This is a genomic window from Novosphingobium sp. (assembly GCF_036733805.1).
Taxonomy (GTDB): Bacteria; Pseudomonadota; Alphaproteobacteria; order Sphingomonadales; family Sphingomonadaceae; genus Novosphingobium.
In genome coordinates, this window is the sequence record NZ_DAIMZT010000003.1 from 22610 (window position 1) to 35302 (window position 12693).

Consider the following 12693-nt stretch of genomic DNA (forward strand, 5'->3'; position numbering starts at 1 on the left):
GGACAGTCAGCGCGCGCGTAATGCCATCCATCGGACAGCCCCCTTGCGTCGGCGACGCTTTTGGCTATGCGCGACAAACAAGTGGACAGGTGGCCGAGTGGTTGAAGGCAGCGGTCTTGAAAACCGCCGTGGGTGCAAGCTCACCGTGGGTTCGAATCCCACCCTGTCCGCCAGACACTAATCCCCATCAATCTCACGCCGCCTCAAGCGGCGCGGAAATGCGTTATTTCTTGCGCATTTACCGTCTCTCTGTATCTCGTATGTTCTCATAGCAGCTTGAACGATTCGGGGGCATTGTGGGGGCATCAATTCGCGGGCTTGGGGCACTAAATGCTAACCGACCTGCAGTGCCGCAAGGCCAAGGCTGCCGAGAAGGATTACAAGCTCGCCGATGCCCATGGGCTCTAATCTCTTCGTAACCAGGACCGGCTTTCGCTCCTGGCGTTGGAAATACCGCTTTGCCGGCAAGGAAAAGCGCCTGGTGCTGGGCAGCTATCCGGAGATGAATCTCGGTTCTGCACGCGAGGCGCGCGAGAATGCCGCGCGGCTGCTCAGAGCGGCATCGATCCGGCGTTGCAGGCCAAGCAACTGGCGGCGGTGCGGCTGGAGGAAGCGGCGGCTACGTTCGAGGCGGTGGCGCGCGAATGGCACGGTCAGCAGGTGAGCGGATGGGAGCCGCGCCATGCGGCCGATGTGCTCAAGAGCCTGGAACAGGATGTGTTCCCCCGAATCGGCGCGCTGCCGATCAAGGAAATCACCTCGCCGATGGTCTTGGACGTGGTGCGGGCAATCGAGGATCGGCCCTCGATCGAGACGGCACGGCGGGTGCGGCAGCGAATATCGGCGGTCCATGCCTACGCCATAGCCTCAGGGCTGGCTGATGCGGACCCGGCAGCGCCTATCCGTGCCGCCTTGAAACCCTTGATCAAGGGGCGCCAGCCAGCGCTGGCAACGCTCGAGGAAGCGCGGGCGCTGCTGCGCAAGGTGGAAGAGGTCCCTGCCCATCCGATGACCAAGCTGGCCTGGCGCCTGCTGGCGCTCACGGCACTGCGCCAAGGCGTGCTGCGAACGACAATGTGGTCGGAACTGGAGGGACTGGACCGGGAGGAGTCGGTCTGGCGCATTCCGGCCGCACGGATGAAGCTGAAGCTCGACCGCAAGATCGATGCCCGCTTCGATTTCCTGCTGCCGCTCTCGAGGCAGGCGCTCGAGGTGCTCGATGCTGCACGGGCCTTTGCCCCTTACAGCCGGCTGGTGTTTCCCAGCCAGCGCCATACCTACAAGCCGATCAGCGAGAATGCGGTGGGCTATCTCTACAACCGCCTTGTCGCGCATGGCCGGCATGTGCCGCATGGCTGGCGCTCGACCTTCTCGACGATCATGAACGAGCGGGCACAGGCGCAAGCGCGATGCCCAGCCTGCAGCACCAGGATCTTGAACATCAGCGCCGGATCGAACGGTGGGCGCCCGCCGTTGCCGCGAACACTGCGCCGGAGCGCCGCGACCAACGGCCCGCGGAAAACCTCAAAATCAACGACAGATGCCAGTCCGCTCCAGCGGATCACCGGCCGCACTCAGCGCCTCGTACCGGTCCGAAAGATCAAAGAAACCCGGCTGGCCAGACATCAATGCCTCCGCTCAATCACTAAGGCAATGAATCATCCTACGCCGCTATCCGCCAGCAGCTTTTCGAAGCGTCCAGTCGTACGCCGCTCAAAACAATCATTCCGTTCGCATAAAACCCAGCGCGAGATGGGCGGTTAGGGGCGAACGATTTCGCCATCTTCTTTTTTGAACTCGTGGGGTTTGCGGTCCAGCAAATCCAATACCGCTTCGGATGGGCGGCATAATTTCGCGCCTTTTGGCGTTACTACGATCGGGCGGTTCACCAAGATCGGATGCGCGAACATAGCTTCGATGATTGCGGCATCCGATACCGACGTTTCGAGTAAGCCAAGTTCGACTGAGGGCGTTCCCTTCTCGCGCAGCATGTCGCGAGGCTTTGCGTTCATCGCCGCAAACAGGCTTTCAAGCTGCGAACGCGTCCACCCGACGTTGCGATACTCGATCACGGTAGGGCCGTATCCGGCGGCTTCTATCATCGCGAGCACATTGCGCGACGTGCCGCAATCAGGATTGTGATAGATGGTGATCGGAAATGCGTTGGTCATCTTGGACATCCTCTCTGAACAGCCATGCAAAGAAGCTGACTGCAGCGACAGTGCCCGCAAGCTGTCCGATTATGAAAAGGGGGGCCGAAACTGGCGAGATCCCGGCAAAAGTATCGGACAGGCATCGAGCGATCGTCACCGCGGGATTAGCGAACGACGTTGACGCGGTGAACCAATATGCGGAGGTGATGTAAAGGCCGACGGCGACAGGGGTAAATTCCGGGCGTGATCGTTGGGTGCCGAAGATCGTTCCTATCAGCCCAAAGGTGGCGATCAGTTCCGAAAAGCCTTGCGCCGGCCCCCCACGCAGTTTCACCGATACCTGAAGCATCGGCTCGGCGAACATAGCATGCGCGGTCCAAACGCCCAGCACCGCTCCCACAAGCTGCGCGACAATGTAGACCGGAACGGATCGGCGATCGGCTTCGCCGCGCATGGCGAAGGCCAGTGTAACCGCCGGGTTGAAATGTGCACCGGATACGGGACCGAAGATATGAATCAGCACGACCAAACCCGCGCCAGTTGCGATCGTGTTGCCCAACAACGCAATCGCGACGTTCCCGGCGGCAAGGCGCTGGCCCATGATGCCGGACCCAACGACGACGGCAAGCAATAGGGCTGTGCCCACCAATTCAGCGATGGCACGCCGCATCATTTGGACGAACAACACGCCTGCGCGACTTCCGCAAGCGGAGCGCAGATTTCAGGACGACCGTCGCAACAGTCAGCGACAAGGAAATCGAGCAATTCACCCATGCCGTCGTAATCGGCGGAGTAGATGACTGATCGCCCTTCGCGCCGCGATCTAAGCAGCCCGGCGTGGTCCAGAATCGTCAAGTGCGTGGAAAGCGTATTGGGCAATACACCGACCTCCCGCGCGATTTCGCCCGCCGGCAATCCATCCGAACCTGCCCGCACCAACAGCCGGAACGCAGAGAGGCGGTGTTCCTGCGCAAGTGCGGATAAAGCCTTGACCGCTTCGACCAGTTGCATGTCGATTTTCCATTTGTTTCGATATTTCGACTATCGCCGAAATATCGATTCGACAAGCGCTTTGCGCGGACATTCAGTCACACCATCACTTGGTCTCGCGTCTAGAGTCTTCGCTTTTCCAGCTTGCGGGCAAGGGTCCGGCGGTGAAGGCCAAGGCGGCGTGCGGCTTCGGAGATGTTGAAATCACACTCGACAAGCGTGCGGTGGATATATTCCCACTCGAGGGTTTTGATTGAGCTTTTGCGGCCGTCCACTGGTATGCTGGAATCGCCCTGCGTGCTGGAGAAGGCCGCCTCGATATCGTCAGTGTTCGAGGGCTTGGCGAGATAATGCGCCGCGCCCAGCTTGATCGCCTCCACCGCCGTCGCGATGCTGGCATAGCCGGTCAGCACTACGATGTGCGTATCTGGCCTCAGCGCATGGAGTGATTGCACGACGGCTAGCCCAGAGTCGTTCCCCAGCTTTAAATCCACCACCGCGTAGTCGAAGTCCGTTCCCCGCGCCACATCGTCCGCTTCGGCGGCTGAGGCCGCTGATGACACCACGTAGCCGCGGCGCTCGAAGGAACGACGCAAGGTTCGCGCAAATGCAGGATCGTCCTCAACGATCAGCAACGTTGCATCATCATTATGCGCGCCAGAGCTATTCATCTGGGCAATGCCTCATGGTAAGCCAGAGAGGCGAGCGGGAGGGAGATTTGCACCGTCGCGCCGCCGGATTCGCGATTTTCGACCGAGACCTGCCCCCCAAGCTTGCGCACGACATTGACGACAAGGAACAACCCCAGTCCTCCACCGTCTCGTCCTTTCGTGGAAGAATAAGGTTGGCCGAGCCTCGCGAGCATGTCGGCTGCAAATCCGGGGCCTTCGTCACTCACAGCGATCACAAGGTCGGCGTCCTCCCTGCGGATTTCGAGGATAATGAGTTGAGGTGAGACTTCATGAGCATTGTCAATCACATTGCCGATGATTTGCCGAAAACCGGGATCAGCAACGATAGAGACATCCTCGCCAAACGTATCAACGAAGCGTAGTTCCCCGTTGATCCGCGACCGCCAGTCCCCGACTATTTCGCCGAACAACGAACGCACGCTGGTAACGCTGGGGTTCTCGCCGCGCAGATCGCCGGCGGACATCAGAATCCCGCTGACAATCGTTTTGCAACGGTGAAGTTCGGTTCTCATGTCGGCGAGATCGGCGCGAAGCTCTGCACTGGACTCGACTTCGGGCAGCCGCGTCCAATCGCCGAGGATCACAGACATCGAGGAAAGTGGGGTGCCGAGTTCATGCGCCGCGCCAGAAGCGAGCAGACCCATGCGGATGATGTGATCCTCCTCCGCCGCTTGCTGGCGCAGCGCCGCCAGGGCTCTGTCGCTTTCGCGCCGGTTGCGGTCCAGCCTGGCGACGAAGAACACAAGCAGCACCGCCGCAAGAACGAAGCAGAACAAACTGCCCAGCCGGTACAGATGAAATTGATCGGCGGCGTGGCGGGCCGGCAAATCGAGTGGAACATAAACAAAGGTCAGCAGCAGGATCGCCACGCAAGCGAGAAATGCGACGATCCAGCTCCAGCGGGGTTCCAGGATTACCGTGCCAATCACTATTTGTAGCAGGAACAGAAAAGTGAAGGGATTGGTCGCGCCGCCGCTATAGTAGAGCTGCCAGCACAAGGCGACCACGTCTATCAGCAAGGCCGCGAAAAGCTCGCTTTGCGAAAAAGATTCCCGCCGCCGCAAAAGGCTTGCGGTCGCCAGATTGACAACGATGAGCACCAAGGGGGCCATCAGCAAGGGGGCCAGCGGCAGACGGGCGTCCAAAACTTGGGTGACCGCCACGATCGTCACCAGTTGGCCGATCACCGCGATCCAGCGCAACTGCAACAGGAGCAGCACGTTGCGCCAGCTTGCGCTGCGCGAAGGTGGAGACGAGGCGAGCAGGCGCATCATGACGATTTGGGTCTGGCCTGCCGCCAGACAAGGCCGATCGCTGCGCCCGAAAGAGCAGCCATCGCGAACCAAGTCAGCGCGTAAGACAAATGATTGTCGGCGAACCGCACCACCGTTAGGCCGGGCACCGGCTTCGAGCCACGAAAGGAGCGCCCCTCCTCCTGTTGTGCGTCTACGAATACCGGGACGGTTCGCCCAGCCTGCTTGGCACGTGTTAGTGCCGCGACATCGCGCGAATACCAGCGGTCGTCCTGCGGCCTGTTCGACTGCAGCAGGCTGCCGCCCGGCTCGGTGGACCGCAAGAGGCCGATCACACGAACCGCTCCAGCCGGCACGCCGGTCCAAACTTGATTCTCGGTCACCCCTTCCGGCACGAAACCGCGATTGACCCAAATGGTTCGGCCATCATCCAGGCGCATCACGGTCATCGCCCAATATCCGGTGCCGAGATCAGTTGCCGCCCGGACCCGGGCGGACTGCGATGCGACATAGACGCCCGAGAGTTTCACTCGAAGATAGTCGAGATCACCCGGTCTAGCCGAGACGAGACGAGCATCGGTTGGCAGACTGGCAGGAACAGCCCGGACTCGCACGTTGACCCGTGCAATAAGGTCGTGTTTCCAATACATCCGTCGTACTTGCCAGATGCCGAGCACAACGAAAACGGCCAGTGCGATAATGAGCAGCAGGGTCAGCCCCCAAGGCCGACCCGTCGCGGCGGCGCCGGAGCCACCGCCGCCGACAGTCAGGGCAACTGCCCCATATTATGGCTCATCGGCATCATATTGTGATTGAGATGGTACATAACCCACAGTGAACCGGAAAGTGCAATCACCACTATCACGATCGTGAAGATAAGCGCCATGAAGGTCCAGCCATTTTCCGATCTGGTATTCATGTGCAGAAAGTAGATCATGTGGACCACAATCTGTACGATCGCAAATGCCATGATGACCAATGCCGTTGCCTGCCGGTCCGTGATCGCGCCGGTCATTACCAGCCAAAACGGGATGGCGGTCAGGATCGCGGAGAGGAAGAATCCGACCAGATAATCGCGCAATGACCCATGGCCGGCGTGATCTCCCGCATGATGATCCTTGGCATGGCCATAGGAGTGGACATAGTCGCTCATCGCAGCATTCCCATGAGATAGACAAAGGTGAAAACGCCGATCCAGATGACGTCCAGGAAGTGCCAAAACAGCGAAAGGCACATAAGCCGGCGCTTGTTGGCTGGGATGAGGCCCTTTGTCGCGATTTGCGAAACCAACGTGAAAAGCCAGACGAGCCCGAAGGTCACATGGAGCCCGTGCGTTCCGACCAGCGAGAAGAACGCAGTCAGAAAGGCGCTGCGCATCGGCGTTGCCCCGTCGTGGATCAGGTGCGCGAACTCGTAAAGCTCTATGGATAGGAACGCGGCGCCAAACACGGCCGTGATAAGCAGCCACAATTGCGTCTGCCCGGCCTTATCGCGTTCCATCGCCAGCATGGCGAAGCCATAAGTGATAGAGGAGAACAGCAGCATGGCCGTGTTGAGAGCGACGAGCGGGAGTTCGAACAGGTCCTTCGGCCCTGGCCCTGCGGCGTAATTGCCGCCCAGCACGCCATAAGCGGCGAACAACATCGCAAAGATGAGACAGTCGCTCATCAGATAGATCCAGAAGCCGAGCATAGTGCTGCCGCCTTCCGGATGGTCGTGTTCATCCAGATCGTAGAATGCCGCCGTGATCTGGGCCGGGGGGGGCTCGGGAGCGGCTTGAATGGTCAGGGCGTCCATAGGCTTAGGCTCCCGCCGCCGCCAATTGGCGGGTTCGCGCGGCTTCGGTTTCGATCACAGTCTCCGCCGAGATGTGAAAGTCGCGCTTGTAATTGAAGGTGTGAGCGACGGCATAGCCGATGATGCCTGCGAACGAGACGGCGGCCAGCCACCAAATGTACCAAATCATCGCGAAGCCAAAGATCGTGGAGAGACCGGCGAGAATCAAGCCGGTGCCCGTACCCTTGGGCATGTGGATTGAGCGGAACCTCTCGGTGGGGCGCTGAACACCGCAGCGCTTCATGTCGGCCCAGGCATCGATATCATGCACGATCGGCGTGAAAGCGAAGTTGTATTCGGGCGGGGGCGAACTGGTCGACCACTCGAGCGTCCGCCCGTCCCAGGGATCGCCGGTATGGTCGCGCAATTCATCGCGTTTCCAGATCGAAACAGCGAACTGGACAAGCATGGCCGCGATACCGCACGCGATCAGGAAGGCGCCGAAAGCCGCGATTTGGAACCAGATCTGCAAGCTGGGGTCATCGAACACCCGCATGCGCCGGGTCACGCCCATCAGACCCAGAATGTAAAGCGGCATAAAGGCAAACCAGAACCCGACGACCCAGCACCAGAAGCTCACTTTGCCCCAGAACGGATCGAGCTTGAACCCGAACGCCTTGGGCCACCAGAAGTTGATCGCCGCGAAAATGCCGAACAACACGCCGCCGATGATGACGTTATGGAAGTGCGCGATCAGAAACAGCGAGTTATGCAACACGAAATCGGCGGGCGGCACCGCAAGCAGCACGCCGGTCATGCCACCGATCACGAAGGTCAGCATGAAAGCTATGGTCCACATCATCGGCAGCTCAAACCGGATACGGCCGCGATACATCGTGAAAAGCCAGTTGAAGAGCTTGGCGCCTGTAGGGATCGAAATGACCATGGTGGTGATCCCGAAGAATGAATTGACGCTCGCCCCCGACCCCATTGTGAAGAAGTGGTGCAACCACACGAGATAGCTAAGTATCGTGATGACCAGCGTGGCGTAAACCATTGAGGAATAGCCGAACAAGCGCTTGCCACAGAACGTCGCGGTGACTTCGGAGAATACACCGAACAGCGGCAGAACCAGAATATAAACCTCTGGGTGGCCCCAAATCCAAATCAGGTTCACGTACATCATGGCGCTGCCGCCGAAGTCGTTCGTGAAGAAGTTGAAGCCCAGATACCGATCGGCGCTGAGCATGCACATGACGGCGGTCAATACGGGAAAGGCGGCGACGATCAGAATGTTGGTGCACAGCGCCGTCCAGGTGAAGATCGGCATGCGCATCATCGTCATGCCCGGCGCGCGCAGCTTCACGATTGTCGCGATCAGATTCACACCTGACAGCAAGGTGCCGACACCGGCGATCTGCAAGGACCAGATATAGTAATCGACACCGACCCAAGGGCTATAAGCAAGGTTGGACAGCGGCGGATAAGCGAGCCAGCCGGTCTGTGCGAATTCCCCCAGGAACAGGCTCATCATCACCAGCACAGCGCCAGCCGTAGTCATCCAGAAGCTGAAGTTGTTGAGGAACGGAAAGCTTACATCCCGCGCGCCGATCTGCAGCGGCACGATGTAATTCATCAGGCCGGTCACGAAAGGCATCGCTACGAAAAAGATCATGATGACGCCGTGCGCGGTGAAGATCTGGTCGTAATGATGAGCGTTTAGATAGCCTTCGCTGCCATTGAACGCGATCGACTGCTGGATTCTCATCATCACCGCATCGGCAAAGCCGCGCAGAAGCATGACCAGGCCCAGCACCATATACATGATGCCGATCTTCTTGTGGTCCACGCTGGTGAACCACTCCTTCCAAAGATAGCCCCAGAGACGAAAGTAGGAGAGCGCCGCCAGCACTGCCACACCGCCGACCGCCACGACTGCGAATGTGGCCATGACGATCGGCTCGGTCGGGATTGCATCCCACCACAGGCGGCCCAGCAGAGGGCTCCAATGGGTATGAACTACGGCTTCCATAATATCTGTCAGTCTCGGGAAATCTGGAGGGAGTGCACGGACGCTCCTCGCTTCTGGTCAAAAGCGACGGATTGCGGGGCGGCAAGGCCGGCACCCGTTAAGGAACGAAGGTCGGCGGGGGCTGACATAGAGCGATCGGGGACCTTGCCGGCCGTCTGACGACAGAGCGCGCGAACCCAGGCCAATTCCCGTCTTGTGGCGGCGTCGGGATTGGAATTGACCGTCGCTACGGTCTGTCGGCCGTGCTTGTCGTAAGCGAGCATCTCCACGTTGCGAATGCCGGCCTTACCCAGGCCGCCGCGCGCATCGAGCGCCATCATTTCGCTCATACACATCTTGCCCGGCTCCACGCACATGTCGAGGATCGCGTCATAAAGATCCGGAGCCACCGAAGCGTAACGGATTGCAGGCACCTTCTCGCTCGGCTTCTCAAGCTGGAGGTAAGTAGCGCGATCCAAGGACCCGGCATTGCCATTACCGCCGGCCTTCACGCGGGCAACCCAATCCGCGAAGTCAGCCCCGCTGACCGATCGCGTGCCAAAGCGCATATTGGAAAAGCCTGAGCCGGAATAATTGGCGGAAAAGCCATAGAATGTGCCCGTGCGGTTCATCACAGCATGAAGCTGAGTTTCCATGCCTGGCATGGCATAGACCTGCCCCGCCAGGGCCGGCACATAGAACGAATTCATCACGCTTGACGAAGTGATCTTGAATTGCAGCGGTCGCCCCGCCGGCACGACCAACTCATTCACCGTCGCCAGGCCCTGTTCGGGATAAATGAACAACCATTTCCAGTCGAGCGCGACGACATCGACTTCCAATGGCTTCGCCTCGCTGACGACTGCGGTTTCGGGGTCGATCCGGCTGATCCTGCGATAGGGATCGAGCAAGTGCGTGCTGACCCATGTCAACGCGCCAAGACAGATGATGATGAGCAACGGGGCAGCCCAGATCACAAGTTCAAGCTGCGTCGAATGATCCCATTCCGGCGTATACGTCGCAGTCTTGCTGGACGCGCGGTAACGCCATGCGAAAAGCAGCGTCAGGGCTATGACCGGGATGATAATCAGCAGCATCAACGCGGTGGAAACGACCACAAGGTCGCCCTGCTGCTGCGCAACATCGCCGGCTGGATGGAGCACGATAGTGTTGCACGCAGAAAGAGCGGCGAGAAGCGACAAGGTGGCCGGAACTCGGGCAGACGCAGCAAGGCGCAGCTTTGAACGGGACTCGGAACAGCGCATGCGCCCCGACTAGGCCGATGCTGCGAATGCGAACATAGGACATTTTGTCCAATCCCCTTGATCGAGATCAACGACAATAGGACCTAGAGAACCAAGGTGCGCACGCGCCCGTTCCAACGATTCGTCCGCAAGCGGCTGCCTGAGGAATCACACCGCCCATGGACCCGAGACGAAAGCCCGGGAAACCAAGATGACCAGTACGTTCCAGACCCGCGAAGCACTGGGCCTGCCCATTTCCAAGGCACATCACCAGCCCTCCCCTGGCGAAATCGCTATCGGCGTCATCATCGGACGCACTTCCGAATTCTTCGATTTCTTCGTCTACGCCATCGCTTCGGTGCTGGTTTTTCCCAAGCTCTTCTTCCCGTTCGTCGATGCATTGACGGGCACGCTGTATTCGTTCGCCGTGTTCTCGCTGGCCTTTATCGCCCGGCCCTTCGGATCGCTGGTTTTCATGGGCATAGACCGGGCTTATGGACGCGGTACGAAGTTAACGATCGCTTTGTTCATGCTCGGCGGTTCAACGGCCGCGATCGCCTTCCTTCCATCCTATGCCGATGCGGGCGTCACCTCGATATGGCTGCTGGCCTTGTTCCGTCTGGGCCAGGGCTTCGCGTTAGGTGGCACATGGGATGGCCTTGCTTCCCTTCTCGCCCTTAACGCGCCGGAGAATCGGCGCGGATGGTACGCGATGATCCCGCAACTCGGCGCGCCCTTCGGCTTGATCGTCGCCAGCGCGCTCTTTGCATTCATGATTAGCGAATTGCCGGCCGACGATTTTCTGAGCTGGGGTTGGCGCTATCCCTTCTTTGTGGCCTTTGCGATCAACGTCGTCGCGCTCTTCGCGCGTCTGCGCATCGTGGTCACAGACGAGTTTGCCAACCTGTTCGCCAGTCGCGACCTACAGGCGGTGAGCGTTGCGGGCACCATGCGCAGCGAATGGCGCACCATCGTGATTGGCGCCTTCGCGCCCCTTGCCAGCTTTGCCCTGTTCCATATGGTCTCGGTGTTTCCGCTTTCCTGGGTTTTTCTGTTCACGCGAGAGGCGCCGACGCGATTCCTGCTGATCGAAGCGTTCGCTGCTGCCTTCGGCGTGGTAGCGGTTATTGCTTCAGGCCGCCTTGCAGATAAGGTGGGACGGCGCAGACTGTTGGGCGTCTGCGCCCTCGGTATTGCAATATTTTCCGGCTTTGCGCCGCAGTTGCTCAACGCCGGGACGGTGGGCGAAATTGCTTTCATGGTTGTTGGCTTCGTGCTGCTGGGCCTTGCATTCGGGCAATCCTCGGGCGTGGTTTCCTCAGGTTTCTCGACCGAGCATCGTTATACCGGCTCTGCACTGACCAGCGATCTCGCGTGGCTTCTCGGCGCCGGCTTCGCGCCGCTTGCTGCACTGTCGCTGTCAGTCAATTTCGGGTTGATCGCATCGGGCGCCTATTTGCTTTCCGGCGCGCTCGCGACCTTGTTGGCGCTCTGGCTCAATACGGAACTGGCCAGTCGAAATTGAGGCAATCGCGAAAACCACGATGATCTCGATCAAGGCGCAGTGATCGCGAAACGACTAGGAAATGGCATCCCCTGAATGGAGTATGCCGCCATGTCCATCGTCTCCGTCAATCTCCCCACACGCTCTGGCATCACGCTTGAAGTTCGTCCCGTAACTGAAGCCGATGAGCCGGCGCTTGCTGCATTCTTTGATCGGATCACCGACGAAGACCGCCGCTTTCGCTTTTTCGCAGCCGCAGAGCATGTGGGGCACGAGCAACTCAAGCCGCTAGTGCATACCGATCATTTCCGCACCGAATCCTGGCTCGGCATAAACAAGGGCAGCGGCGAGATCGTTGCTTCGGGGCTATTGGCCTGTGATGGTCCGCTCGATACGGCTGAAGTCGCCATTGCCGTTTGCGCCAATCACAAGGGCAAGGGCATAGGCTGGGCTATGCTCGATTTCCTGGCTCGACAAGCCGAGGCGCGTAGCTGTCGACGAGTTATCGCGATAGAGAGCCGTGGCAATCATGCAGCCATAGAGGTGGAACGCGAAAAGGGCTTCCGACCGGAACCGTTCGAAGGCGATCCCACACTGGTCATCCTGTCCAAGACCTTCCACTAGCAAGGCACTGAAGGCAGGACTTATCCTCGGGCGTCATCGTCTTCCGCCCGTGTCGCTAACGCTGTGGTAACACTCTCGAGAGCAAGGCTAAATCCGAGACCACGGAGGCAGTCTTGTATCACGAGCCAATTTCGGGCGATCATCCGCCGCGTACCGAGCGCGTGGGAGTAGTCATCCTGTGCGAGGTACGCCAAGGAACCCGCCCGTGGAAAATGGCAAGGCTGGAAGACCCGTCCACTGGAGGATTTCGTATCGCCTGGCTGCCCGATGCGCGTGCGGAAGTCCCACTGCGTATTCGTATTCCCGGTATCCGTCTGCTGAGCGCCAGCATTTGCTGGACGCGCGATTCGGCCGTCGGCTGCGAATTTGCGGAGCCGTTGCACGTCGCGGTCTTCGACCATATCGTCCGCATCGCCCACGCGACGTAATCGCGGCCAATAGAGTGC

The 12693-nt window shown here is 59.5% G+C and carries 14 protein-coding genes, 1 tRNA gene and 2 pseudogenes; 6 read left to right on the forward strand and 11 right to left on the reverse strand.

Annotated features, from left to right (window positions below):
• The first annotated feature begins 83 nt into the window (after nucleotides 1-83).
• The 3 genes and pseudogenes from V7D69_RS01360 to V7D69_RS01370 form a co-directional block, all read left to right on the forward strand.
• Nucleotides 84-173, forward strand: a tRNA-Ser gene (locus V7D69_RS01360).
• A gap of 224 nt (nucleotides 174-397) precedes the next feature.
• Complete coding sequence (locus V7D69_RS01365) at nucleotides 398-664, forward strand: Arm DNA-binding domain-containing protein (protein WP_333604936.1); 267 nt, start codon at nucleotides 398-400, stop codon at nucleotides 662-664.
• Nucleotides 661-1332 (forward strand): annotated as a pseudogene (locus tag V7D69_RS01370) (tyrosine-type recombinase/integrase); the annotation flags it as partial. The gene V7D69_RS01365 and the pseudogene V7D69_RS01370, both read left to right, overlap by 4 nt.
• Before the next feature lie 23 nt (nucleotides 1333-1355).
• Here the strand turns inward: V7D69_RS01370 and V7D69_RS01375 are convergent.
• The 11 genes and pseudogenes from V7D69_RS01375 to cyoA form a co-directional block, all read right to left on the reverse strand.
• Nucleotides 1356-1626 (reverse strand): annotated as a pseudogene (locus V7D69_RS01375) (IS5/IS1182 family transposase); the annotation flags it as partial.
• A 134-nt stretch (nucleotides 1627-1760) separates the two neighbouring features.
• Nucleotides 1761-2180 (reverse strand): arsenate reductase (glutaredoxin), encoded by a 420-nt coding sequence (gene arsC, locus V7D69_RS01380; protein ID WP_442947030.1) that lies wholly within the window; start codon nucleotides 2178-2180, stop codon nucleotides 1761-1763.
• Nucleotides 2131-2826 carry an MIP/aquaporin family protein gene (locus V7D69_RS01385; protein ID WP_333604889.1) on the reverse strand — a complete coding sequence of 232 codons (696 nt, stop codon included), beginning with the start codon at nucleotides 2824-2826 and terminating at the stop codon, nucleotides 2131-2133. Before V7D69_RS01385 ends, arsC begins: the two co-directional genes overlap by 50 nt.
• Complete coding sequence (locus V7D69_RS01390; RefSeq protein ID WP_333604890.1) at nucleotides 2823-3164, reverse strand: ArsR/SmtB family transcription factor; 342 nt, start codon at nucleotides 3162-3164, stop codon at nucleotides 2823-2825. The genes V7D69_RS01385 and V7D69_RS01390 overlap by 4 nt, the downstream gene beginning before the upstream one ends.
• Before the next feature lie 101 nt (nucleotides 3165-3265).
• On the reverse strand, nucleotides 3266-3814 hold the full coding sequence (locus V7D69_RS01395) for a response regulator transcription factor (protein WP_333604891.1): 549 nt from the start codon (nucleotides 3812-3814) through the stop codon (nucleotides 3266-3268).
• Nucleotides 3811-5106 carry an ATP-binding protein gene (locus V7D69_RS01400; protein WP_324062405.1) on the reverse strand — a complete coding sequence of 432 codons (1296 nt, stop codon included), beginning with the start codon at nucleotides 5104-5106 and terminating at the stop codon, nucleotides 3811-3813. Before V7D69_RS01400 ends, V7D69_RS01395 begins: the two co-directional genes overlap by 4 nt.
• Entirely contained in the window at nucleotides 5106-5858 is a 753-nt protein-coding gene (locus V7D69_RS01405) for an SURF1 family protein (protein ID WP_442947031.1), read from the reverse strand. The genes V7D69_RS01400 and V7D69_RS01405 overlap by 1 nt, the downstream gene beginning before the upstream one ends.
• Nucleotides 5855-6241: a cytochrome o ubiquinol oxidase subunit IV gene (cyoD, locus tag V7D69_RS01410; protein ID WP_324062385.1), complete on the reverse strand. Its 387-nt coding sequence runs from the start codon at nucleotides 6239-6241 to the stop codon at nucleotides 5855-5857. The genes V7D69_RS01405 and cyoD overlap by 4 nt, the downstream gene beginning before the upstream one ends.
• On the reverse strand, nucleotides 6238-6885 hold the full coding sequence (gene cyoC, locus V7D69_RS01415) for a cytochrome o ubiquinol oxidase subunit III (protein WP_333604892.1): 648 nt from the start codon (nucleotides 6883-6885) through the stop codon (nucleotides 6238-6240). The genes cyoD and cyoC overlap by 4 nt, the downstream gene beginning before the upstream one ends.
• Before the next feature lie 4 nt (nucleotides 6886-6889).
• Nucleotides 6890-8896: a cytochrome o ubiquinol oxidase subunit I gene (gene cyoB / locus V7D69_RS01420; RefSeq protein WP_333604893.1), complete on the reverse strand. Its 2007-nt coding sequence runs from the start codon at nucleotides 8894-8896 to the stop codon at nucleotides 6890-6892.
• A gap of 8 nt (nucleotides 8897-8904) precedes the next feature.
• Nucleotides 8905-10140 carry a ubiquinol oxidase subunit II gene (gene cyoA / locus V7D69_RS01425; RefSeq protein WP_324062391.1) on the reverse strand — a complete coding sequence of 412 codons (1236 nt, stop codon included), beginning with the start codon at nucleotides 10138-10140 and terminating at the stop codon, nucleotides 8905-8907.
• Between the two features lie 190 nt (nucleotides 10141-10330).
• On the opposite strand from cyoA, the gene V7D69_RS01430 reads away from it, so the two are divergent.
• The 3 genes from V7D69_RS01430 to V7D69_RS01440 all read left to right on the forward strand — a co-directional run bounded on the left by V7D69_RS01430 (nucleotide 10331) and on the right by V7D69_RS01440 (nucleotide 12675).
• The gene (locus tag V7D69_RS01430) at nucleotides 10331-11644 is read left to right on the forward strand and encodes an MFS transporter (protein ID WP_333604894.1); all 1314 of its coding nucleotides are present in this window, start codon (nucleotides 10331-10333) and stop codon (nucleotides 11642-11644) included.
• 90 nt (nucleotides 11645-11734) lie between these two features.
• Nucleotides 11735-12247 carry a GNAT family N-acetyltransferase gene (locus V7D69_RS01435; protein ID WP_324062394.1) on the forward strand — a complete coding sequence of 171 codons (513 nt, stop codon included), beginning with the start codon at nucleotides 11735-11737 and terminating at the stop codon, nucleotides 12245-12247.
• Between the two features lie 113 nt (nucleotides 12248-12360).
• The gene (locus V7D69_RS01440; RefSeq protein ID WP_324062396.1) at nucleotides 12361-12675 is read left to right on the forward strand and encodes a PilZ domain-containing protein; all 315 of its coding nucleotides are present in this window, start codon (nucleotides 12361-12363) and stop codon (nucleotides 12673-12675) included.
• Nucleotides 12676-12693 lie beyond the last annotated feature (18 nt).